General features: G+C 20.1%; 22 protein-coding genes and 1 other RNA gene. 13 read left to right on the top strand and 10 right to left on the bottom strand.

The genetic code is table 11. The features are described 5' to 3' along the window. Window positions 1–242: 242 nt before the first annotated feature. The 3 genes from F1741_RS01025 to F1741_RS01015 are packed head-to-tail and all read left to right on the top strand — an operon-like array spanning window position 243 to window position 4,395. A complete protein-coding gene (locus F1741_RS01025; RefSeq protein ID WP_152309749.1) occupies window positions 243–1,979 on the top strand; it encodes an ABC transporter ATP-binding protein in 1,737 nt (578 codons plus the stop codon). Continuing rightward, window positions 1,979–3,757 (top strand): ABC transporter ATP-binding protein, encoded by a 1,779-nt coding sequence (locus F1741_RS01020; RefSeq protein WP_152309748.1) that lies wholly within the window; start codon window positions 1,979–1,981, stop codon window positions 3,755–3,757. Before F1741_RS01025 ends, F1741_RS01020 begins: the two co-directional genes overlap by 1 nt. A 47-nt stretch (window positions 3,758–3,804) precedes the next feature. Then, entirely contained in the window at window positions 3,805–4,395 is a 591-nt protein-coding gene (locus F1741_RS01015) for a lambda-exonuclease family protein (protein ID WP_152309747.1), read from the top strand. A gap of 67 nt (window positions 4,396–4,462) precedes the next feature. Here the strand turns inward: F1741_RS01015 and rsmG are convergent, their stop codons facing one another. The 10 genes from rsmG to F1741_RS00965 all read right to left on the bottom strand — a co-directional run bounded on the left by rsmG (window position 4,463) and on the right by F1741_RS00965 (window position 12,090). Further along, the gene (gene rsmG, locus F1741_RS01010) at window positions 4,463–5,080 is read right to left on the bottom strand and encodes a 16S rRNA (guanine(527)-N(7))-methyltransferase RsmG (protein ID WP_244609559.1); all 618 of its coding nucleotides are present in this window, start codon (window positions 5,078–5,080) and stop codon (window positions 4,463–4,465) included. A gap of 1 nt (window position 5,081) precedes the next feature. Further along, on the bottom strand, window positions 5,082–6,935 hold the full coding sequence (gene mnmG / locus F1741_RS01005) for a tRNA uridine-5-carboxymethylaminomethyl(34) synthesis enzyme MnmG (protein ID WP_152309746.1): 1,854 nt from the start codon (window positions 6,933–6,935) through the stop codon (window positions 5,082–5,084). A 64-nt stretch (window positions 6,936–6,999) separates the two neighbouring features. Then, on the bottom strand, window positions 7,000–7,614 hold the full coding sequence (locus tag F1741_RS01000) for a hypothetical protein (RefSeq protein ID WP_152309745.1): 615 nt from the start codon (window positions 7,612–7,614) through the stop codon (window positions 7,000–7,002). 45 nt (window positions 7,615–7,659) lie between these two features. Next, an RNA gene (ffs, locus tag F1741_RS00995) (signal recognition particle sRNA small type) lies at window positions 7,660–7,755 on the bottom strand. A 14-nt stretch (window positions 7,756–7,769) separates the two neighbouring features. Beyond that, window positions 7,770–8,279 carry a nucleoside deaminase gene (locus F1741_RS00990; protein ID WP_152309744.1) on the bottom strand — a complete coding sequence of 170 codons (510 nt, stop codon included), beginning with the start codon at window positions 8,277–8,279 and terminating at the stop codon, window positions 7,770–7,772. Window positions 8,280–8,321: 42 nt separating this feature from the next. Beyond that, window positions 8,322–8,897: a thymidine kinase gene (locus F1741_RS00985; RefSeq protein ID WP_152309743.1), complete on the bottom strand. Its 576-nt coding sequence runs from the start codon at window positions 8,895–8,897 to the stop codon at window positions 8,322–8,324. A gap of 106 nt (window positions 8,898–9,003) precedes the next feature. Further along, window positions 9,004–9,225, bottom strand: coding sequence for a 50S ribosomal protein L31 (rpmE, locus tag F1741_RS00980; RefSeq protein WP_152309742.1), 222 nt, complete (start codon window positions 9,223–9,225; stop codon window positions 9,004–9,006). A gap of 198 nt (window positions 9,226–9,423) precedes the next feature. Continuing rightward, window positions 9,424–10,671, bottom strand: a complete 1,248-nt coding sequence (gene glyA / locus F1741_RS00975) for a serine hydroxymethyltransferase (RefSeq protein WP_152309741.1) — start codon at window positions 10,669–10,671, stop codon at window positions 9,424–9,426. 203 nt (window positions 10,672–10,874) lie between these two features. Next, entirely contained in the window at window positions 10,875–11,627 is a 753-nt protein-coding gene (locus F1741_RS00970) for a hypothetical protein (RefSeq protein WP_152309740.1), read from the bottom strand. Continuing rightward, the gene (locus tag F1741_RS00965; RefSeq protein WP_152309739.1) at window positions 11,596–12,090 is read right to left on the bottom strand and encodes a hypothetical protein; all 495 of its coding nucleotides are present in this window, start codon (window positions 12,088–12,090) and stop codon (window positions 11,596–11,598) included. Before F1741_RS00965 ends, F1741_RS00970 begins: the two co-directional genes overlap by 32 nt. A gap of 497 nt (window positions 12,091–12,587) precedes the next feature. Here F1741_RS00965 and acpP point away from each other — a divergent pair, with 497 nt between their 5' ends. The 10 genes from acpP to trpS all read left to right on the top strand — a co-directional run bounded on the left by acpP (window position 12,588) and on the right by trpS (window position 25,431). Further along, on the top strand, window positions 12,588–12,830 hold the full coding sequence (acpP, locus tag F1741_RS00960; RefSeq protein ID WP_193310873.1) for an acyl carrier protein: 243 nt from the start codon (window positions 12,588–12,590) through the stop codon (window positions 12,828–12,830). A gap of 64 nt (window positions 12,831–12,894) precedes the next feature. Then, window positions 12,895–13,761 (top strand): class II fructose-bisphosphate aldolase, encoded by an 867-nt coding sequence (locus F1741_RS00955; RefSeq protein WP_152309738.1) that lies wholly within the window; start codon window positions 12,895–12,897, stop codon window positions 13,759–13,761. Window positions 13,762–13,788: 27 nt separating this feature from the next. After that, window positions 13,789–14,757, top strand: a complete 969-nt coding sequence (locus F1741_RS00950; RefSeq protein ID WP_152309737.1) for an ATP-dependent 6-phosphofructokinase — start codon at window positions 13,789–13,791, stop codon at window positions 14,755–14,757. Window positions 14,758–14,765: 8 nt separating this feature from the next. Further along, window positions 14,766–16,181 carry an MATE family efflux transporter gene (locus F1741_RS00945; protein WP_152309736.1) on the top strand — a complete coding sequence of 472 codons (1,416 nt, stop codon included), beginning with the start codon at window positions 14,766–14,768 and terminating at the stop codon, window positions 16,179–16,181. Between the two features lie 73 nt (window positions 16,182–16,254). Continuing rightward, window positions 16,255–17,574 carry a glucose-6-phosphate isomerase gene (locus F1741_RS00940; protein WP_244609558.1) on the top strand — a complete coding sequence of 440 codons (1,320 nt, stop codon included), beginning with the start codon at window positions 16,255–16,257 and terminating at the stop codon, window positions 17,572–17,574. Window positions 17,575–18,252: 678 nt separating this feature from the next. Next, a complete protein-coding gene (gene nrdE / locus F1741_RS00935) occupies window positions 18,253–20,724 on the top strand; it encodes a class 1b ribonucleoside-diphosphate reductase subunit alpha (RefSeq protein ID WP_152309735.1) in 2,472 nt (823 codons plus the stop codon). Between the two features lie 189 nt (window positions 20,725–20,913). Continuing rightward, complete coding sequence (gene dnaA, locus F1741_RS00930) at window positions 20,914–22,329, top strand: chromosomal replication initiator protein DnaA (RefSeq protein WP_152309734.1); 1,416 nt, start codon at window positions 20,914–20,916, stop codon at window positions 22,327–22,329. 7 nt (window positions 22,330–22,336) lie between these two features. After that, window positions 22,337–23,482, top strand: coding sequence for a DNA polymerase III subunit beta (gene dnaN / locus F1741_RS00925; protein WP_152309733.1), 1,146 nt, complete (start codon window positions 22,337–22,339; stop codon window positions 23,480–23,482). A 47-nt stretch (window positions 23,483–23,529) separates the two neighbouring features. Next, a complete protein-coding gene (locus F1741_RS00920) occupies window positions 23,530–24,390 on the top strand; it encodes a hypothetical protein (RefSeq protein ID WP_152309732.1) in 861 nt (286 codons plus the stop codon). 21 nt (window positions 24,391–24,411) lie between these two features. Beyond that, window positions 24,412–25,431, top strand: a complete 1,020-nt coding sequence (trpS, locus tag F1741_RS00915) for a tryptophan--tRNA ligase (RefSeq protein WP_152309731.1) — start codon at window positions 24,412–24,414, stop codon at window positions 25,429–25,431. Window positions 25,432–25,466 lie beyond the last annotated feature (35 nt).

Here is a 25,466-nt window from a genome sequence, read left to right as displayed (position 1 = left end):
AAATTAAAAAAAATATAAATTAATTTATAAAAAAACTTTAATTATTTTTTCTAAAAAAGTCTTTTTTATAAATTAATTTTTTTTTATTTTTTTAATAAAAATACTTTTATAAAAAAAATAATAGTATATTATTATATATAGTATATATAGTTAGTTTTTATTTAATTTTTATTTTAAAAAACAAAAAAATATCTTTTTTATTTTTTAAAATAAAATAAAGAAAGTAGTCATTAATATTAATTATGAAAATAATTTTTAAATATATTTTAAAATACAAAATATTTTTTTTATTAAACTTCATATCTATAATTCTTATATCTTGTGGAGAAATTATAATACCTTATATAATAGGAAAATACGTAATTAACAATGTTGATTATATGAAAGAACATTTTATAAAAATGATATTAATTTTATGTTTTTTAGTAATATTAGCTTTTACAGGACATTTAATTATAAATTTTTGTTCAGCTAAAATTTCTTCTCTAATTTTTAAAGATTTAAGTACTCTAATTTTTAGTAAAATACAAAATTTTTCTATAACAGAAATCAAAAATATTGGTGTTTCTAAACTTATGAATCGTACTACTACTAATATTTATCAAATAATGAGTTTTGTATCAAATTTTTATAAATCAGCTATTATCTCTCCAATAATGTTAATTATTAGTTTATTTTGTATTTATTTAATTTCATTCAAATTAGCATATACTATCTTTATAACTATACCTTTTTTTATTTTTATGTTATTCTTTCTAGTTAAAAAAAATTATAATCTATCAATGAAACAACAACAAAAAGCTGAAGAAATAAACTCTATTATACGTCAAAATATTTTAGGTATTAAAGTAATAAAAAGTTTAAATCAAGAAAAATACGAAAAAAAAAAATTTGAAAAAATAAATTCTAAATATAAAAAATTAATCATAAATTTTTTTATTTCTATGGTATCTATAGAACCTTTATTTTATCTTTTATTAAACACTTCTATTATTTTAACAACAGGAATAGGAGCTACTTTAATCAAAAAAAATGCTTATAATGATACAGGTTTAAAAATAGGTGATTTATATAACTGTATTAATTTACAATATCATGTTTTATTTTCAATACTAAATTTTTTACTATTATTCATGATGTTTCCTAAAACTTTAATTTGTGTTAAAAATCTAGAACAAATACTTAATACTCAAACAGAAAATCTAAATAAATACTTAGAAAAAGAAAAAATAGGAAAAATAAAAAAATTAGAATTTAAAAATGTATGTTTTAAATATCCTGACTCTCAAAAAATGATCTTAGAAGATATTAATTTTGAGGTTAATAGTTCAGAATTAATAGCTTTTGTTGGAAAAACAGGTTCAGGAAAAACTACTCTAGTGAATTTAATACCTCGTTTAATAGAACCAACTAAAGGTCAAATCCAAATTAATGGAATTAATATCACAAATTTTAATATAAATAAACTTAGAGAAAAAATAGGATTTGTATCACAAAAAAATATTTTATTCAAAGGAACAATTTTTAGTAATTTATTATTCGGAAAAAAAAATGCATCAGAAATTGAAATGTTAGAAAAAGCTGAAATAGCACAAGCACATGAATTTATAAAAAGTAAAAAAAACCAATTAAAAGAAGAAATAAGCGAACTTGGACTTAACTTATCCGGTGGACAAAAACAAAGACTTTCTTTAACAAGGGCTTTTTTAAAAGAACCTGATATTTATATTTTTGATGATTCTTTTTCTGCTTTGGACTACAAAACTGATTCAATCATCAGAAAAACATTACTAAATAAAATAAAAAATTCAATTATCATAATTGTGGCTCAAAGATTAAGTTCTATCGAGAAAGCAGATAAAATAGTAGTATTAGTTGATGGCAAAATAGTAAATATTGGTAAACATGAAGAATTAATTAAAAAATGTAAAATTTATCAAGATATCGCTTTTTCACAAAGAATAAAAGAGGTTTTATAATGAATCAAATTTTTTTTTATTACTTGAAACCCTTCAAAAAAAAAATAATTATTAGTATATTCTTAATAATGATTTTTTCTATTATTAGTGCTTATATTCCTATATTTGAAGGAAATTATATTATGGATTATATAAAAAAAAATTCTTCTAATACTGATAACATAATCCAATATAAAAAAATAATTTTTACATATTTATTTTTTAATTTTATTCTATATTTTATTTGTACAATTGGTAAATTCATTTATAACAAATTACTTATACCTTCTATTCATAAATCTTTAGGAAATATTCGAGAAAAACTGCATGCAAAAATTCATAAACTACCTATACAATATTTTGATCAAAATACAATAGGAAATATAATGAGTAGAGTAAGTAATGATATGGAAACAGTTTCTAATGGTTTACAACAAACATTTTCTTCTCTTATTTGTTCTTTTTTTAATATATCTATATTAACAAGTTTAATGTTTTGGATTAATTTTAGAATAGGAATAATTATATTTATGATGATCCCTTTGTCTCTTATAACTATTTTTTTAATTAATAAAAAATCTCGTATTTTATTTATAAAAAGATTTGAAAAAACAGGAGAATATAATGGATTTTTGCAAGAAAAATATTTAGGTCACAAAGAAATTCTTCTATATAATCAACAAAAAAAAGTGTTTGAAGATTTTCAAGAAAAAAATAAAGAATTATCGAAACTAATTTTTAAATCCAATTTATTATCTGGTTCTTCTATTGCAATTATTTACTTTTTAACTTATACTATGTTATCAATAATGATTGTACTAGGTTTTTTTTTAATGAAAGAAAATTTAAATTATTTTTTTACTAAATTAGGTTTTGTAACTCTTAAATTAGGTACTTTTCAAGTATTTACACAATATGTTTGGAGATTAGGAAATCCTATAAACGATATAAGCCAAGCTTTTGTTATTTTACAATCTACAAAAGCAGCTTCGAATAGAATTTTTACTTTTTTGTCAGAATATGAAGAAACAGAAGAAAAATTGAATAACCTAATAAATTTAAACCAAACAAAAGGATATATAAATTTTAATAACGTGAGTTTTGGATATGAAAAAAATAATCAAATTATTAAAAATATTAACTTATCTATTGATCAAAAACAAATGGTTGCTATTGTAGGACCTACAGGATCTGGAAAAACAACTTTAATAAATTTGTTAACAAGATTTTATAAAATAGAAGAAGGTAATATTAATATTGACGGAATAAACATTAATAAAATAAAAAATGAAAGTTTGAGAAAAATTTTAGGAGTTGTTTTTCAAGATGTATGGTTATTCCAAGGAACTATTTTAGAAAATATAAAATATGGTAGTCCTAATTCAACAGAAGAAGAAATTATACAAGCTTCTAAAAAAACTAAATTACATGATTTTATTATAAAAAAAGAAAAAAGTTATCAAACTTTAATAGACGAAGAATCAGATAATTTATCTCAAGGTGAAAAACAATTAATAACTATCACACGTATTTTATTAAGAAATCCTTCTATTTTAATTTTGGATGAGGCAACTTCAACTATTGATACTCAGATGGAATTAATTATTCAAAAATCAATTCAAGAACTATTTAATAATAGAACATCTATCGTTATTGCTCATCGTTTATCCACTATTATTAATGCTGATATGATTGTTGTTTTAAAAAATGGTTATATTATAGAAAAAGGTAAACATACTGAATTACTTAAACAAAAAGGCTTTTACTACAATCTTTTCCAAAGTCAATTTGAAAAATAGTAAAATATTACTTCAAAAGAAAGGTTTATAAAATTTATAAAAAATATATGAATTATTTAAAAATAAAACAAAATTCAGATAATTGGCATAAACATAGAGAAAAATATATCAATGCTTCTGAAGTAGCAACAATTATGGATTTAAATCCTTTTGATAATAAAAAAAATCTTTTTAAAAGAAAACTTTTTGGAGAAAAAATAGAAGATAATTTAGCCATGAAACATGGAAGATCTCTAGAACGAGAAGCTAGAAATTTTTTTAATGAAATTAATAAAACAGAATTCGCTCCTATAGTTTGTGTCAAAGAATTTTTTTCAGCTTCTTTAGATGGATGGAACGAAAATTCCCAAACAATATTAGAAATAAAATGTCCTTTTTCTCAAAAGAGTCAAACTTGGAAAAATTTTTTTCACAAAGATCAAATACCTATATTTTACTATGCTCAAATCCAAGCACAACTTTACTGTTCAAACGCTCAAAAGGCTTTTTTTTTGGTATATCATACTTATCAAAATGCTAAAGTTAAAGAAGTTGATAGAGATATTTCTTTTATAAATAAAATGTACAAAATTTGTTTAAATTTTTACAATTTATTTATAGAAGCCAAAAAAACCTTGAATAAATTAGATAAAAAATAAAAAAAATAAAAAAATAATAGATTTTTATTTTGATTTTATAATAAATCAAAAAATATTATTTTCTTATTTATTTTTTTTTAAAGAGTAAATTAACTCTTTGTCCTAATTGAAAAGGCAATTCTGAAATAAACTTTTTTTTGAAAATAAAAGAATATTTTTTTTTAATATTTTCCAATTCTTTAATATATTTTGGTCCTTTCATAGCTAATAAATAACCTTTTTTTTTAGTTATAAAAGAAGATAGTTTTAAAACAATATTTAAAGAACCTAAAGATCTTGTAATAATAAAATTATACTTATAATTATGTTGTTCTACTTTTTGATTAAAAACAAAAACATTAGATAAATCTAAAATAGAAATGATTTTCTTTAAAAAAATAACTTTTTTTTTATTAGATTCTATTAAAAAAACTTCTAAATGAGGATTTAAAATTTTAAGAGGAATACCTGGAAAACCTGCTCCTGTTCCTAAATCACATAAATTTTTTATTTTTTTTAAATTAATAATTTTAGAAATAAATAAAGAATCATAAAAATGTTTTATATAAACATCTCTTTCGGATAATAATGAAGTTAAATTCACTTTTTTATTACAAATTTTTAAAAAAAAATAATATTTTTTAAATTGATTAAGTTGAAAACTATTTAAATAAAAACTTTCTTTAAGCAAATTATCATAAATCATTTTATGTTTGATATCTTTTTAAATAAATATTAATAATAGAAATATCAGAAGGATTAATTCCTAAAATTCTAGAAGCTTGACCTAAATTATTAGGTTTAATTAAATTTAATTTTTCTTTAGCTTCCATAGATAAATTATGAATTTCATCATAATTAATATTATTAGGTATTATTTTTTTTTCTAAAAAAATTAATTTATCTGCTTCTTTTTCAGCTTTCAAAATATAGTTTTCGTATTTAATTTGAATCATTAATTGTTCTAAAATATCTTGATTATATTTTTTATCAAGAAAAAAAATCAAAGCATTAGTATCTATTTCGTTTCTTTTTAATAATTGATATAAAAAGATATTTTCTTTGATTAAAGAAGAATTATACTTCTTCAAAAAATCCAGATTTTGTTTATTGGGACTTATAACAATTTTTTTAATTTTATCTTTTAAAAAAGAAATTGTATTACGTTTTATCTCTACTTCTTCATAAATTTTTTTTTCTATTAAACCCATATTATAAGCATAATGTGTCAATCGTAAATCAGCATTATCATGCCTTAAAAGCAAACGAAATTCAGCTCTAGAAGTTAATAATCTATATGGTTCAGAAGTTCCTTTATTTATTAAATCATCTATTAAAACACCAATATAAGATTCTTTTCTATTTAATACAAAAATATCTTTTTTCTGAATTCTTAAACTAGCGTTTATACCAGCCATCAAACCTTGACATGCTGCTTCTTCATAACCACTAGTACCATTAATTTGACCAGCTAAAAACAAATTCTTAATTTTCTTAGTTTCTAAATTATATTTTAACTGATTAGGATTAAAAGCGTCATATTCAATTGCATAAGCATATTTAACAATTTTCGCTTTCTCTAATGCAGGAATAGTTTTTAAAATCTGATGTTGTATTTCTTCAGGAAAACTAGTAGATAATCCTTGTAAATACATTTCTTCTAATTCTAAACTCTCGGGTTCTATAAAAATTTGATGTCTTTCTTTATCGCAAAATCTTACTATTTTATCTTCTATAGATGGACAATAACGTGGTCCTTTGCTTTTAATATATCCACTATACATAGGAGATTTATCTAAATTTTCTTTTATTATTTTATGAGTTTCGCTATTTGTATAAACTAAAAAACAAGGTTTTTGGATGCCTATTTCTTTAATTATTGAAGGAGAACTAAAAGTTTGAAGAAAATCATCTCCTTTTTGAATTTTAGTTTTACTATAATCTATAGTATTTTTTTTTACCCTAGGAGGAGTACCTGTTTTTAAACGAATAATTTCAAAACCATATTTTTTACTTAATTGATAACTAATACCATATGTTGTAGGAGAATTATTAGGACCTTGATTAATTTTTTTTTTACCAATTAAAATTTGACTAGATAAATAAGTTCCTGCAGTGATTATAACAGTTTGACTATAAATAACACTATTATTTTGTAACCTAACACCTTTTACTATATTTTTTTCAATAATCAAATCTTTTACCAAAGATTCTAAAAAAAATAGATTAGAATTTTTCTTTAAGAATTCTAAAACAACTTGAGGATATTTAACTTTATCAATTTGGGCTCTTAAACTTCTGACAGCCGGTCCTTTAGAAGTGTTCAACATTTTTATTTGAATTTGTGATAAATCTGCTGCTTTACCCATTAAACCACCTAAAGCATCTATTTCTCTAACTACTACTCCTTTAGCAGGTCCGCCAATAGAAGGATTACATGGCAAAATAGCTATTTGTTTTAAATTTCCAGTTATAAGTAAAGTTTTATGTTTTTTAGATAATGTATAAGCAGCCTCGACACCAGCATGTCCACCTCCAACCACAATACTTTCATAAATCATCTTTCGTAATATCTCCATTTTTAAAAAAACTAAATAATTTAAAATTACTCATATTAAAATCTAATTAAGAAAAAAACGATTTTTGTTTTTTTAAAATATTTTCAAATTTTTCTTCACCTAAATAATTTTTAGTTTTTTTAATTGTTATATCAAAAATATTTTTTTTAAAATCATAAAAAATTTTTTTTTGTTTTTTATTAAAAAAGAAAAAAAATAATAAACAACAAATAATAAAACAAAATGAAAAAAATAAAAATTGTTTATAATTAAAATAAATTTTTCCACAAAAGAAAAAAAATAAAAAGAAAAAAGAAAAAAATATAAAATATAAAATATTATTGTATATTAGATATCTACGTTTTTCTAATATCTTATATAAAAAATCAACATAAATTATATTTACTTTAATTTGATAAAATTCTTTAAAATCACAATAATAATTTTTATCTATAAAAACACGACAAATATTATCTTTGATAGTCCAAACAATATATTGTTTAATTTCTAAACAATAACTGTTATATTTATTTTGACAAAGATAAAAAAATTCTATTTTTATTTTTTTACCGTCTAAAAAAAATTCATTTTCTATAAAAGGTTTTTCATCTTTTAAAATACCATCAAAAATAGAAGAAAATAATTTAATTTTAAATTTTTTGTAAAAAATTTTTTTTAACATCTAAAATAAAATTCTCTCTTTGTTTTAAGAATATTTTTTTAACTTTTACTCAAGTTATTATCCACATCAAATTAAAACTTATGGCTGCTTCAATTAAGACCTGACCAAATTCATTTTTTTTTAATTGAATAATAACTTGAGTAAAAGTTAAAAATTTAAAAATTATTTTTTTTTCTTAAATTTAAAAAAAATTTTTTCAAAATAAACGAACTTTCTTCAGATAAAAAACCTGATTGGACAGATATTTTCTCATAAAAAAAAGAAAAATTATCCAAACTGTCTGAAGATAGAATACCAACTTTGCTAAAAAAACCTGATTTAAGATTTTCAGCTCCGTAATATAATGATTGAACCCTTGCTTGTATTAAAGCGCCCATACACATTATACAAGGTTCTAAAGTAGTATAAATACTTATTTTTTCAAACTTATGATTTTTTATTTTTTTATTTAATTTTTTTAAAACTAAAAATTCTGCATGAGCAAAAAATAATTTTTTATTTTCTGTATTATTATAAGCCCTAGCAACAATTCTATTATTTAAAACAGCAACAGCTCCTATAGGAACCTCATTTTTATAAAAAGCTTTTTTAGCTTCTTTAAAAGCCTCTCTCATAAAAAAAAAATGATTACAATAAATACTTTTATTTTTTTCTATTTTTTTCATTTTTTAAAATTATTTTAAATTAACTTCATTAAAAAAATTAATTTATAAAAAAATATGACATTTTCGACAACGTGGTTCATGAAAATTTTTTCCGCCTATCAAAACAACTTCTTCTTTAGAATTAGGAATTTCCCCATTTTGATTTAATCTTTGTGTTCTAGAAGCCTCACTTTGACATACAACACAACGTGATTTTAACTTAGTTACTTTATCAGCTATTGATAACAAATACGGCATAGAACCAAAAGGTCTACCACAAAAATCTAACTCAAGACCACTAATAAAAATATTTATACCTTTATAAGATAAATCATTTAAAATATATTCAATTTTATTATCAAAAAATTGTGCTTCATCTATAAATAAAGTATTAGTTGTTGCTTTAATAAAACCTAAAATTTCGTGAATATTTTCAATTGTTAATGAAGGGAAAGTGACCAAATCATGGGTTACTAATTCTTTTTTTAAAGAATAACGATTATCAATAATAGGCTTAAAAACTAAAAAATCAATATTCTGAGATTGCAAAAATTTAATTTTTTCTATTAATCTAGTAGTTTTACCAGCAAACATAGGACCACAAATAACTTCTATAAAACCTTTATTACTGAAAATCATCTATCAAAACCTTTCATACTTTCAAATTTTCATTTTATTTAAATAAATTATTTAAATAAAATTGAATTAAACAAAAAAAATAAAATAATTTTATTTAGTGTTGTAATTATTTATTTTTTAAACGATATCTCTTATTAAATTTGTCTACTTGACCTGCTACAGTAACAAAATCTTGAGAATCATTATAAACAGAACTACAATTTGAACAAATATCTATCTTCATTTTTGAAATAGTAGTACCTATTATATGTTTTTTTTGACAAGTATCACAAACAACTTCTATTTCATAAATTTTAGGTTGGCTTTTTTTAGTTTTTTTAGTTTTCATAATATAAAAAATCCTTAATCAATTTTAAATTAATACAAAAATAATATAAAACAAATATCATAAAATCTACACTAATTAATTATAACATATTTCATAAACAACACAAAAAATATTAATAAGCAAAAATAAGCAAAAAATTAATAAAAATAAAAAAATCAAAATAATTTATATAATTTATACAAATTTATATGTATAAATTCATATGTATAAAGGAAATTGGCTAGTCAAAGAAATAACTTTTTCTTTAACTCTATCAATAATAATTTCGTTCTGATAATTACTCAAAACATTATCTATTAAATTAGCAACTTGAATAAATTCTTTTTCTTTAAAACCTCTAGTAGTCATAGCAGGTGTTCCAATTCTTATACCACTAGAATAAAATATTTTTTCTTTATCAAAAGGAATAGCATTTTTATTAACAGTAATATTAGCTCTACTTAAAATATCAGAAGCAATTTTTCCATTTAAATTTGGATTTTTATGTTTTAAATCTATCAAAAGTAAATGATTATCAGTTCCGCCACTAATAAGACGATAACCTTTTTCTTTTAAAATTTTTTCTAATACTTTAGCATTTTTTAAAATTTGTTTTTGATAAAGAATAAATTTTTCATCCATAGCCTCTTTAAAAGCAACTGCTTTAGCTGCAATAACATGCATCAAGGCTCCTCCTTGGATACCAGGAAAAACACCTTTGTTTACTTTTTTCATAATTTCTTCGTTATTACTTAAAATAAGACCACCTCTTGGACCTCTTAAAGTTTTGTGAGTAGTAGAAGTAACTACATCTACTTCAGCTAAAAAAGGGGAAGGATGAAGATTACAAGCAACTAAACCAGCTATATGTGCTATATCTGCCATTAAATAAGCATTTACTTCATCAGCTATTTTTCTAAATTGATAAAAATTTATTTTTCTAGAATAAGAAGAAGCACCGACAATTATCATCTTAGGCATAATTTTCAAAGCCATTTTCCTAACTTCTTCAAAATCAATTATTTCCTTTTCTCTAGAGACTCCATAGCTAAAAGATTTTAAAAAATTACCAGAAAAATTAAATTTAGAACCATGAGTTAAATGTCCGCCAGCATTTAATGACATTCCTAAAATGCAATCATTTGGTTTTAATAAAGCTTGAAAAACAGACATATTAGCTTGAGAACCAGAGTGAGGTTGAACATTTGCGAATTTAACATTAAATAATTTTTTTGCTCTTTCTATGGCTATATTTTCTATTTGATCTGCAAATTCGCATCCATTATAATATCTCTTTTTAACATAACCTTCTACATATTTATTAGTAAAAATACTTCCTTGAGCTTCTAAAACTGAATTTGAAACAAAATTTTCTGAAGCTATTAATTCTAAGTTGTTTTGTTGTCTTTTTTTCTCTTTTTCGATTGTTTCATAAATTTCATAATCTTTTTTTTTTAAATATTCCATTTAAATTTAATAACTCCATATTTATCTACAACAATAAAAAATATCTTATTTTAATATATCTTATTATTTTAATAAAATAAATTTAAATTTATTAATATTATTATGTTTTGTTAAATTAAATCATATTCATAATAATAACAAAAAAATAGATAAAATTTTAGGATTTTATCTATTGAATTATTTTAACTTAATTATTTATGAAATTAAATTTGATAATTTAAAATATTTTTTGAAGAAAATGGGGATGAAATTACCATCAAAGAAGAAGTTGTATTTAAAGCTTTAACTGAAGTATCTAGTAAACTATCCATTATTTTATCAGTTGTATTAAAAAAAGTAGATAAAAAATTAAAAATTGAAGAATAATCATTACCATTATTATTAAAATCATGAGAGTAAGAATTATTATAAAAATTTATATCAGTATCATTTTTAACAAACGAACCATAATTTTTTTCAATATTAAATTCTTTCATAAAATTACTAATATTTTTACTTAAAGTGTTGAATTTTTCTTGAAATAAATCATCTTTAATAGAATTGATAGACAAATTTTTTAAATCAATAATAAATTCATCTATTTTTCTTGTTTGAGAATTATTTAAAGATGAAAATTTAATATCATTGGAATCTAAAAAAGTAGAAATTTTATTTTTAATATTTGTTTTTTTAAAATCACGAAAGGATGATAAAATAGAATTTTTTTCTTTTAATTTTTTTCTTTTTTCTTTTTTTACACTATCTGTTATTCTATGAGATTTTAAACAATATTTTTGTTGTGATGAAAAATTTTTAAAAAAAGAACCGTAATCAAAAAAAAATGGAAAATTTAAAATAAAAAATAAAAAAATAGCAAAAATAATTAATACAATATAAAATAAAAAATTAGAACTAGAAATAAATATTTTCTTTTTTCTATTCATTTTATTTTTTATCTCTTCTAAATTTTTTATCATCAGAAGAAAATTTATCTCTAGAATAAAAATTTTTAATAAATTCTTTAGATAAAATATTTTTTATTTCTTCTTCATCTAAGTTATAATAATCTTTAATATAAAATACTTTTTTGGTTTTTTTATTTTTTAAAAAAATAATTTTAAAAGGCAAATATATCAAAAAAAATAAAATTTTTTTCACAAAATTAAAAATATAACTGAGTAAAATAAAACAAAAATTTAAAATATCTTGAATAAAAAATAAAATAATAGTAATAAAATATATATTAATGAATCCAATTAAAAACCAAAAAATATAATTGATATTAGAAAAAATACTAGAAAAATTTCTAAAATTAACTCTCTTAATATTTATTAAATGATTATATTGAGTTATAATGTAACAGTAAAAGGTTAAAATTAAACTTTTCATTTTTAGAAAAAAATTTGAAATAAAATTAATAAAATAAATGACTTTTTCCATATAAATTCATCCTTTTTATTTTCATAAACTATTATATTATTGTTGGAGCAATAATTAAATAGTTTTTTTTTTATTTTTAAAAAAATGAAATATAATAAAAACAAAAAAAAGAAGAGTTATATACTATAATCGTTAACGAAAAATTTATATGACTCTATTTTATCTTTTTTTTATTTTTTATTTTTTTGTAACAAAAAAATATAATAATATATTTCACTTTCTATACTTATTATGACACAAAAAACTTAAAAAAAATTAAAAAAAACAAATTTACAAAAATAATTTTAATATTGATTATTCAATAAAATATTAAATAAATATTAAATAAAATATTAAAAAAAATATTAAATAAAAAAAATATACTTTATTTTTTGTATATTTCGATATTTTTTTATACAAAAAAATAATAAAAAAAAATAATATAAAACAACAAACAAGTATATAATATAGTTAAAAATATAAAAGAGATAAAAAAAATAATATAAAGGATATAAAATATGATTTTCGAAAAAATAAAAAAAATATTTTCTGAAAAATTATCAATTTCAAAAGAAAATATCATGTTATCAACCAGAATGAAAGAAGATTTAGGTTTAGATTCTTTTGATGCAGTTGAATTAATAATAGAATTAGAAAATATTTTTAATTTAAAAATTGAAGATGAAAAAATACAACAATGTAAAAATATTAAAGATATTGTGGAATATATTGAAATAAAAATTCAAGAGAAAAAAAAATAAAATAAAAAAATTAAATAAAAAATTTCAAATTTTTTTTATTAAACATTAAGAGAAAGGATTTATAGTGATATATTCATACAAAAAAGTTATTAAAAAAGCTTTTAAACAAAAATATGCCATTGCTCAAATAAACGTATCTAATTTAGAATGGATTAAAGCTGTATTAGAAGCAGCTGAAGAACTTAAATCTCCAGTTTTTTTAGGAGTTTCAGAAAAAAGCGCAAAATATATGGGTGGTTTTGAGACTATAGTTTGTTTAGTTAAAAAACTAAAAATTTTTTATAATATTTCAGTTCCAATTATACTACACTTAGATCATGGTTCTTTCGAAGGAGCTAAAAAGGCTTTAAAAGCTGGTTTTAATTCTATCATGTTTGATGGTAGTAATTATAACTTTGAAACTAACCTATATAAAACAAAAAAAATTAAAGAACTGTGCCAAAAAAAAAATGTTTTAATAGAAGCTGAAGTAGGTTGTATTGGAGGTCAAGAAGAAGATATATTTAGAAAAGAAAATATTGCTAATCCAGAAGAATGTTTAAAAATATCAAAATTAGGAATAGATATGCTTGCGATTGGTATTGGCAATATTCACGGTCAATATCCTTCTGATTGGTTAGGTTTAGATTTTGAAGTTTTTCAAAAGATAACAAAAAATACAAAAAAAAAAATTCCTTTAGTACTTCATGGTGGTAGCGGAATTCCAGACCAAATGATAAAGAAAGCTATTTCCTTAGGAGTTGTAAAAATTAATGTTAATACAGAATTTCAAATTATTTTTTCTAAATCTATACGTAAATATATAGAAGAAGGTAAAGATTTATTAAAAAAAGGTTTTGAACCAATTAAATTATTGAAATCAGGATTTTTATCTATTAAAGAAGCAATTAAGAATAAATTAATACTATTTGGTTCTAATAATAAAAGTTAAAAATTAAAGAGGATTATTAGATATAAAATGGAATTAAAAGAAAAATATGAAAAAGTAGCTATTTTAACTTCAGGAGGTGACTCTCCAGGAATGAATGCAGTTATAAGAACATTTTTTTTAACAGCCAAAAAAAAATACAAAATTTATAGCATTAAAGATGGATTTTTAGGTTTGTATAATAATAAAATAGAAGAATTATTAGAAAAAAATTTTCCTGAAAGAATATTAAATATATCAGGAACTTTTTTGGGAACTTCACGTTTTTTAGAATTTAAAAAAAAAGAAGAAATTAGAAAAAAATGTCTCTATAATTTAAAATCACAGAATATTGAAAAAGTTGTCATAGTAGGTGGTAATGGATCTTATCAAGGTGCTATGTCTCTTCAAAAACTAGGGTTAAAATGTATATGTATTCCAGCTACTATAGATAATGATATTAACTATAGTGATTTTACAATTGGTTTTAGTACAGCAGTTAATAATATTGCTATCGCTATAGAAAAATTAAGGGATACATCTATTTCTCATAAAAGATGTACTATTGTCGAAGTTATGGGTAGAAAAAAAGGTGATTTAGCTTTATACGGAGGAATAGCAAAAGGAGCAAATATTATAATAACACCAGAAAAATTAATGAAAGAAAATGAAATTATAGAAAAAGTAAAATTTTTTTATGAATCCGGAGAAAGACACGTAATTATAGTTATTACAGAAAATATTTTAAATATTTCTTTATTGGCTAAAAAAATAGAAAAATATAGTAAATTTGAAACAAGAGCACAAATTTTAGGATATACACAAAGAGGAGGACATCCTACTGCAGAAGATTTATTTTTAGCATCCCAAATGGGACATTACGCTGTTTATTTATTAGAACAAAATATTTATAATGTAGGAGTAAGTTTATATAAAGGCGAATTATGTTCTTTTAAATTGGAAAAAATAATAATGAAAAATATAATTCAAAATAATTTCATCAAATTTATAAAAAATTAAAATAATTTATGAACTTTAAAAAAGAAAATTGCATTTGGTTAAATTTAATCATTATAGCTTTTCCAATTTCTATATATTTATTATTTCAGCATTTAGGAACTTTTGTAGATTATTTAGTTGTCGGAGGTAAATACCAAACAACAACTAATATTAGACAAACTATTTCTTACATGAAGCAAACACAAAAATTTTTACAAAGTATCGGTATTGGTTTAGGTAGCGCAGGGATTGTATTAGTAGCAAGAGAATATAAAAAAAATGAAAAAAAATTAGCTATACAATTCGCTTCTATATCTTTTATTATTACTTTATTAATTTCTTTTATATTTTTTTTAATATTATATTTTGGAGTTTTTTTACCATATCCTTTTTGTAATATTTTTTTAAATAAAGAATATTATTCTGAAGGAGGTTTACAATATTATTTTATAACTTTAATTACTTTTGTATTTATTACTATAAACACTCTTTATATGAGTTTAGAAAGAGCAAAAGGAAAAAAGAAATTTTTAATTGTATTAAATATTATAATTATTAGTTCAAGGATATTTTTTTCTTACTTTTACAAACTTTTTTATGATTATAAAAATATTAACATTTCCGTTGTTCATTTAGCATATGCTAATTTATGGTCTCATTTAATTATTAGTTTAATTTCTTTTTATTCAATGTTTTTTGATTCGAAAAACGAATTTCGAATACAATTTAGAAAAATAATTTTTTCAAAAAATATTATAAAAAAAATAATAAAATTATCTTTAACAATAGTCATTGGAAAAACTACTTATGATTATGGAAAAAAAATTATTTTAGATATGGCTAATAGTTTTTATGGTAAAGAATCTGTAATAATGATTACTATAGGTTATGTTGCTTTAATTAACGGTATTTTTTATTCTATTTCGCAATCTTTTGAAGAAGCACAAATGTTAATGATTTCTCAAAGTATAGCATTGAATAAAAAAAAAAAAACATTGAAAATTTTTAGAAATACTTGTTTTATAACCTTCATTATAGCTATTTTAGGAATTATATCGAATAAATTCATTGGAGAATATTTATTAAAATTAATTCAAAACGGAAAGAATTTAAGTTTAGAAGAAAAAAAAGGTTTCGAAATAGGTCTTTTTTGGGAACAGACTTCTTTATTAACATCTATTTGGTCTTCTTTAATGATTGGTTTTATAGTATCTTATACCAAAAAAGCTAATATAATTTTATTTGTAAATATTTTAAGAATTTTTAGCAGAATAATAATATTATGGTTTTTAAATAAAACAAAAAATTTTTTGATTTCTTCTTCATATAATCAGTTTGGTTTAAGTACTTTTTTAAGTAATTTAATTGTTCTTTTTTTAACATTTTTTTTATTCTGTGTTTTTTTAAAAAAAAAAAGATTTTTTAACCTTAAAAAAGTTTATTAAATACTTTGTTTATTTTATATAATAATTGAAATTTTATCATTTAAAATTAATAGATAGAGAAAATTTATAATAGATGGAAAATAAAATTAAAATCCAACTAAAAATGGATAAAATTAACAATTTTTTTGATTGGGAAAAAGAAAAAAAGTTTTTTTCATCAAAAATAAAAGATATAAATAATAAAATAAAATTAAATTTAGATTCAGAAACACAAAAAATTTACTCAAAATGCTTAAACTTGCCTTTTGATTTTGATCATAAAGAATTAAAAAGAATAAAAAAATTAAAAAAAGAATTAAAAGAATTAGATATTTTAATCGTTATAGGTATAGGCGGTTCTTTTTTAGGAGCTAAAGCTGGGATAGAATTTTTAAAAAAAGATGTTTTTAAAAAAAAAAAAACAGAAGTTATTTTTGCAGGTTTTCAAGTTTCTGGAAGTTATTTAAACAATCTAATAAAATTTCTAAAAAATAAAAATTGGGCTATTAATGTTATTTCTAAATCAGGAACAACTTTAGAACCAGCTTTATCTTTCAGATTATTAAGAAAAGAAATTGAAAAGAAATACGGAAAAGAAGAATCAAAAAAAAGAATTTTTGTAACAACAAGTAATAGTGATAAAAGTTTGTTATTTAAAATAGCCAGTTTGGAAAATTATGAAAGATTTATTATTCCTGACGAAATAATTGGTAGATTTAGTGTTTTAACTAATGTAGGTTTTTTACCTTTTGTTTTTGCTGATTTAAAAGTAGAAGAAATGATAAAGGGAGCTAAAAAAGCTTTTGAAGATACTATTTCTGAAGATATAGAAAAAAATATTTCATATAAATATGCTTTAATAAGATATATTTTATATACAAAATTAAATAAAAAAATAGAATTGTTTGTTAATTATGAACCTCAGTTATTTTATTTTTTAGAATGGATTAAACAATTATTTTTAGAATCAGAAGGTAAAAATGGTAAAGGTATTTTTATTAGTTCATCTAATAATTCTACAGATCTCCATTCTTTAGGTCAATTTATTCAAGAAGGATCTAAATTTTTATTTGAAACTATAATAAATTTTAATTATGTTTATAAAGATTGTATTGTATCAAGAGATAAAAAAAATTTAGATAAACTTAATTATTTGTCTGGTCAAAAGTTTTCATATATTAACCAAAAAATTTTTGAATCTACTAAAATAGCACATATAGAAGGTAATGTTCCTAATTTAGAAATAATTTTTTCTAAAATGGATGAATATAATTTTGGATATTTAGTTTTTTTCTTCCAAAGAGCTTGTATAATTTCTTCCTTTCTTTTATCAGTGAATCCTTTTGATCAACCAGGAGTAGAAGTTTATAAATCAAAATTAAAAGATATTCTTAGTCATAAAAAGTCATATTAATTTTTTAATAAATTATATAAAAAAACATTAAAAAAAAATAATAGAATGTTTTTTTTTTTTTTTTAAAAAATTTATTTATTATTATTATTTATTTATTATTATTATTTATTTATTATTATTATTAGTAGTATATAAAAAAAGAGAATAACTTTTTATCTTTATTTGAATTTTCAAGGTAATTGTTATAAAATATAAAAAAGTTATTCTCTTTTTTTAGTGAGTTATTCTCTTTTTTTAGTGAGTTATTCTCTTTTTTTAGTGAGTTATTCTCTTTTTAAAAAAATTTTTTTTTATTCTTTTTAAAAAAAATTAAAAAATATATAAAAAAATACTTTTTTTGTTAATTTATATAAAAAAATATATTTTTTAGTTAATTTAAAAACAAAATATTAGCAAAATATTTATGTTATTATATTATTGTTAATTATAAATTTTTTAAGTTTTAAAATATTTCCGATTTATTAAAAAATAATTAAATCTATTAATAATCATTTTAATTGAAAAAAAATAGAATTGATTTTCAATAAATATCTATAATTATTAATAGTTATATAATTATTAATATTAATTCTAAAAAGATTAATATTAATAAGATTTAAAAAAAAGAAGATTAATTTATAAAATCTTTTTGTTTTTTTTAATAGGGTTAATTTAAATTTAAAATTAGGGTGAGTTATAATGAAAATAGTTTATGATGGTTATGAAAAAGGTAATGTTTTTGAATTTGCAAATAAAATAGGTTATCCAATAGAAAAAATAGAAAATTTTAATAATTTTAAAAATGATGATATTTTTTTAATAACAAAAACTGTTGGTTTTGGCAAAATTACTAATAATACAGAAGTTTTTTTAAATAAAAACTATTTAAATGTTATAGGTGTTGCTGTTTCAGGTAATAGAAATTTTGGTAAAAATTATGCTATAGCAGGAGATTTAATTTCTCAAAAATTTAATATACCTTTTGTGTTCAAGTTCGAAGGTAACGGCTTAACAGAAGATGTTGAAAAATTAAAAAAATGGTTGGAAAATTACGAAAAAAATAAAAATGAAAATAAATATAAAAAAATTCCTTCTTGGATAATTTTTAATAATCAAATAATAGATGAAGAAGGCAATATTAAAAATATAGAAAAAGATAAGGAAGCTTTAAAAGCTTACTTTGAAGAAGAAATTAATCCTAAATTAAAAAGATTTAATAATTTAAAAGAAAAAATAGATTTTTTAGTAAAAAATGATTATTATGAAGAATATTTTTTAATGAATTATGATTTTTCACAAATAAAAGAAATTTATAAAATAGCTTATAATAAAAAATTTAGATTTCCTTCTTTCATAGGGGCTTTTAAATTTTATAATGATTATGCATTAAAAACAAGAGATAGAAAAAATTATTTGGAAACTTATGAAGATCGTCTTGTTGTTAATGCTTTATATCATGCATCAGGAAATTTCGAATTAGCTAAAGATATTATTCAAAATTTAATCGAACAAAATTTTACTCCAGCCACTCCAACTTTATTGAATACGGGTCTAAAAAAAAGAGGGGAATTTGTTTCTTGTTTTTTGTTAGAAGCTGGTGATTCTTTAAATGACATTTCTCGTATTGTAGAATTTTCTATGCAACTTTCTAAAATAGGTGGTGGTGTTTCTATAAATTTGTCTAATTTAAGAGCTAAAGGAGAAAAAATAAAAGAAATTTCAAATGTATCTAAAGGAGTTTTGGGTGTTGCTAAACTTTTAGATTATGCTTTTCGTTATGCTGATCAAATGGGTCAGAGATTAGGAGCAGGAGCAGTTTATTTGAATGTTTTTCATGCTGATATTGAAGATTTTTTAAATTCGAAAAAATTAAATGCTGATGAAGATTTTAGATTAAAGACTCTTTCTTTAGGTGTTGTTATTCCTGATAAAATGATTGAATTAGCTAAAAATAATGAAGAGATGGCTATATTTTTTCCTCATAGTGTTTTTTTAGAATACGGTTTAAATTTTGTAGATATAAGCGTTGAAATGGATAAATGGTATGATATTTTATTAAAAAATCCTAAAATAGAAAAAAAGTTTATTAATCCTAGAAATTTATTGCAATTAATTGCACATCTTCAAGGAGAATCTGGATATCCTTATTTAATGTTTTGTGATAACGCTAATAAGAGTAGTACTTCTTCAGATAAAATTAAATTTTCTAATTTGTGTACTGAAATTTTGCAACCTACTATTACTTCTAATTATGCTTTTTATAATAAGAGAGAAGAAGATAAAATAGGAATGGATGTTTCTTGTAATTTATCCTCTGGTCATATGGGAAATATGATTAAGAATAAAAAAATAAAAGATACTGTTTTCGCCGCTATGGAAGTTATGAATTCTGTTTCTTTAAAAACAGATCTTGGTTATGTCCCTGCTGTTGCCAAGGCTAATAAATTAAACAGAAGTGTTGGTTTTGGCATTATGGGGCATCATGGTTTTATTGCTGAACAAATGATAGATTTTGGAAGTAAAGAAGATTTAGAATTGATAGATGTTTTTTTTAATATAGTTAATTATTATTCTTTGCTTCATTCTAATTTAAAATCTATCGAAACTGGTCAAAAATTTTTTAAATTTGAAGAATCTTCTTATTTTAATGGTGATTATTTTAAAGATAAAAAAGCTATTTATCCGAGTATACCTAAAATAAAAAAAATATTTGAAGGTATCTATATACCTTCAGATGAAGATTGGAAAAATTTGAAAGACAAAGTTATTAAATATGGATTATATAATTCACATAGATTAGCTATTGCACCTAATGGTTCTATAGGTTATATTATGTCTGCAACTCCTTCTTTGACTCCTATTAAACAATTAGTTGAAGAAAGAACTTATGGTAATTCTAAAACTTATTTTCCGGCTCCCTTTTTAGAAAAATTTGATTTTATGTATAAAACAGCTTATAAAATGGATAAATATAAAATTATAGATGTTATTGCTACAGCTCAAAAACATATAGATCAAGGAATTTCTTTTGAATTATGTATTACTTCTAATATTACAACTAGAGACTTACAAAAATATTATTTATATGCTCATCATAAAGGTATCAAAACTCTTTATTATACAAGAACTCAAAAATTGAAAATACATGAATGTGAATCTTGTAAAATATAGATTTAAAATATTTATAATATTAAAGAATTATAATTTTGTATTTGGTTTGAAAATTTATCATCAAAGAATAAATTATGAATAGCAAAAAAATTATTTAATTATTTATATATATCGAACATTATTTTTTTCATGTAATTATTTTTTTATTTTTTTTATAAATAAAATACTTTAATAGGGCATATTTTTAAAATGGAAAAAAAAGATTTTTTATCCAAAGAAGAAAAAATTTGGTTTAATATTTTTAATAATTTATCTCTTATTTATAGTGAAGAAGTTTTTAAAGCAAATTTTTCTTATATAAAAAAACCATATAAAATAGAAAAAGGTATTTTCTTTATTTTAGTTGAAAATGAGTTTATTAAACAAAAAATGTATAATATTTATTTAAATACAATAGAAGAAATATCTAAAAAATACACTAATGAGAAAATTTCTTTTAAATTTATTACTTATGATGATGAAATAATTCAAAAAGATAAAAACAAAAAAGATTTGAAAGAAAAAAAGACTATTAATGATAATAAAACAAAAGAATCTATTTTTTCTAAAAATTGTAATTGTGTTAATTTAAACAACAATTATATTTTTGAAAATTTTGTTGAAGGAGAAAGTAATTTTTTTGCTTTAAAAATGGCTCGAAAAATAGCAGAATCAGATGATATTTGTATAAATCCTTTATATATTTTTGGTTCTGTAGGTTTAGGAAAAACTCATTTGCTTCATTCGATTGGTAATTTTATTATTAGTAATAAACCTCATAAAAAAATATTATATACAAAAGCAGATGATTTTGTAGAAGATTTTACCAATCAAGTTAGAAAAGAAAATATGGATTTTTTTAAAAATAAATATAGAAATATAGATGTTTTTTTAGTTGATGATATTCAAATGATGTCTGAAGCTAAAAGAACTCAGATAGAATTTTTTAAAATTTTCGATTATTTAAATTTAAATAAAAAACAAATAGTTATAACTAGTGATAAACCTATTACAGAATTAAATAATATTATGGAAAGATTAACTAATCGCTTTAAAGCTGGACTAATAGTAGATATTAAAAAACCCGATTCCAAACATTGTTTAGATATTTTGAAAAAAAAAATTTTTGAATTTAAAGATTTTAAAAATAAATTCGGTCAAGATATTTTAGAATTTATTTCTTATAATTTTTGTGATAATATAAGGGAAATGGAAGGGGCTTTATTAAGAATTTTAAATTATTCTCAAATTTATAATTTGAAGATTGATTTAAAAAATACTAGGGAGTCACTTGAGCCATTATTAAAAAATAGAACAGTATTTTCTAATGATCATTTATGTTCGAATAGAATTCAAAAAATAGTAAGTGATTTTTTTAACATTAATAAAGAGGAATTGAAAAATAAAAAGAGACATAATAAGTATACTTTACCAAGACATATAGCTATTTATTTAATGAAGATTTTTGGAGAGATTACTTTTAAACAAATTAGTTTATTTTTAAATAGAAAATATTCTTCTATTTTGAAATCTTTTAAAAAAATAGAAACAAAAATAAAAGAAAATAATGATTTAAAAAAATCAGTAGAAATGATTTTAAAAAAAATCAATAACCAAAGAGATTAAAAAATATATGAATTTTGAAATAAGAAGAGATTTTTTTTTGAATTATTTAATCCAAATTCAAAAAATATTGCCTCAAAAAACTTTTTGTCCTATTTATTATTCAATAAAATTATACGTTGAAGAAAACTTTTTATTTTTAGAAGTTAGCAATATGAATATTGCAGTAAAAATTAAAATAGAAAATGATAGTTTAAAAATAAAAAAAAAAGGTTTTGCGATTATATCTGGAAAATATTTTATTGATATTATTAAAAAAATAGATTGTCCCATAATTAATATAAATTCTATTGAAAGTAATTTTTTAGTTATTGAAACTTTATTTTCTAAATATAAGTTAAAAATTATTCATTTAGATGATTTTCCTTCTATTGATTTTAACTTAGATTTTCAAAATTTTTACGAAATAGAAATTAATTCTTTCAAAAGGTTAATTAAAGAAACAAATGTTACTACTTCCAAAGATAAACAAAAAAATATTATTTTAACTGGAGTAAATTTAATTTATCAAAAACCTTTTTTACTAGCTTCATCTACTGATTCTTTTCGTTTAAGCAAAAAAAAAATAGAATTAAATTTAGAATCGGATAATTTTGATATTATTTTACCTAATAGAAGTTTAGAAGAATTAACTAAACTTTTGGAATTTGAGAAGGAAAAATTTTTAAGGTTTTTTATAAATAAAGGAAGATTTTTTGTATATACTAGTTCTTTAATTTTTCAAACTTCTGTTTTATCAGGTAATTATCCTCAATTATCTGATATCAAGGAAAAAGAATTTGTATATTTTTTTAAATTAAATAAGGATAAATTGATTAAAATTTTTGAGAGAGTTTCTTTATTTTTACCTAAAGAAGGAAGTGTTATTGATAATGTAGTTAAATTTAAAACTAATATTAATGACAAAAAAATAGAAATTTCTTGTGATAGTCAAGAAATAGGAACTGCTTTAGAAAAGATTGATATTTTAGATTTTTTTTTACCAGACGAGATAAAAATTGTTTTTAACATAAAATATTTAGAAGAAATTATAAAAATTTTTCCTGCTAAAGAAATTGTATTTTCTTTTAAAGATCCAAATCAATCTTTTATTTTAAATAATATAGATGATGAAAAAACTCTTTTTTATTTAATTTTACCTTTTTTAAATAGATAATTTTTATAAAAATTTTTTTTAAAAAAAATTTGGTGTATTAGCAAAATATGAAAAAAGAAAAAAAAGATGATTTATTAGAAAAAGATATTGTTTTGTTTTCTAAATTAAATAAAAAAGGTAAGTTTTGCTTTCTTTTTTTATTAATTATAACTATTTTTGTTTTTTTTGTTGATATTTTTTTATCTATAATGGAAAAAAATTATGATAATTTTTTTTCATCAGTAATTTTAAAATATGTTTTATTTTATTTTACAAATGAAACTATTTTATTTGTTTTAATTATTTTGTTTTCTTTTTTTGTAAAAATAAAAAATAAAGAAAAATATTCAATTTTTATTTTTTCTTGTGCTGTTGATGTTATAATTACGTTTTTAGTTTATAATTTGTTTTTACATCCTTTTTGGAATCAAAAAAAAAGCGATTTTTTAAATTTTTATTATAAATTGAAAGATAATTATAATGATTTTTTTATTCTTTCTAATTGGAGAAGTAAAATACCTATTATTAGTATTTTTCAACATTTCATTATACCTTTGTTTTATTTTATTTTGTTTTATTTTTTTATTCCTTTTTCTTTTAAAAAAATGAAAAATATTTTTTATACTTTTATACATCCTATTTTATATTTATTATTTTTTTTTATTTGCCTTTTTTTTATTCCTGAAGGATGTAATCAAATTTCATGTTTTTTTCCTTATCCTTCAATTCAGTGTGCTTATCACGGAACTTTTTTAAATGAAATTTTATTTTATAGTTTTCATAAAGGAGATAAAATAGTAGTTTTTTTAAGAATTTTAGTTTTATTTTGTTTTTTTTCCATTTTTTTTGTTTTTTTATTTAATAAAAAAAATAGTTATAATAAGTCTTTTTTTAAAAAATATAAAAAAAATAAAAATAAAATTTTTTAAAATCTAAGGTTGTTAAAATTTATGTTAAAAAAAAAAAGATTATTAACAGGAATAAAACCTACAGGTGATTTGACTTTAGGCAATTATTTAGGTATTATTAAGCCTTTAGTTAATTTTCAAAAAAAATTTTTTGAAAATTATGAATTTTACGTTTTTATAGCAGATCTTCATGCTCTAACTAATTTTCAAAAACCTTCTTTATTAAGAAAAAGAATCAAAAATACTGCTTTATTATATTTAGCTTCTGGATTTAATATAGAAAATTTTTTATTATTTGTTCAATCTGACATTTGCCAAAATACATATTTACATTATATTTTAGAATGTAACTCTTATTTTGGTGAATTAAAACGTATGAATCAGTTTAAAGATTATTACAATAAAAAAAAAACAGGAAATATAGCAAGTTCTTTTTTTACTTATCCTATTTTGATGGCTTCTGATATTTTACTTTATGATGCAGATGTTATTCCTGTAGGCCAGGATCAAAAACAACATTTAGAATTAACAAGAAATTTAGCTATACGTTTTAATAATTTATATGGTTTTACATTTGTTGTGCCTGAATTTATGAAATTAGGTTGTACAATTAAATCTTTAACAGAACCTACGAAAAAAATGAGTAAAAGTAAAAATATTAATGAAGAATTAGAGCATCAAGACAAAGGTTGCATCTTTCTTTTGGAAGATTTACAAAGTATTAAAAACAAAATTATGAGATCCGTTACAGATTCAGAAAATAAAATAAAATATGAACCTTTATCTAAACCTGGGATAAGTAATCTTATAAAAATATATTCTTGTTTAAAAGAATGGGAAATCCAAAAAACAGAAAAATATTTCAGCGAAAATTCTTATTCTTTTTTTAAAGAAAAGGTTGCTGAATTAGTATTAAATGAAATTTCTATAATTCAGAAGAATTTTTTTTATTTTCAGAAAAACATTTTTTTAGAAGAAATTTTAAATCAAAATAGTAAAAAAATAAAAAATATAGCTAAACAAAAAATAAATAAAATTAAAAAAAAAATAGGATTAAAATAATTTTAAATATTGTATATAATTAAAGTTGTAAGCGC

The sequence above is a fragment of the 'Cynodon dactylon' phytoplasma genome (genome assembly GCF_009268075.1).
Taxonomy (GTDB): domain Bacteria; phylum Bacillota_I; class Bacilli_A; order Acholeplasmatales; family Acholeplasmataceae; genus Phytoplasma; species Phytoplasma cynodontis.
The sequence above is the reverse complement of the archived record's forward strand: the minus strand, read 5'-3'. Positions and strand labels throughout refer to the sequence as shown.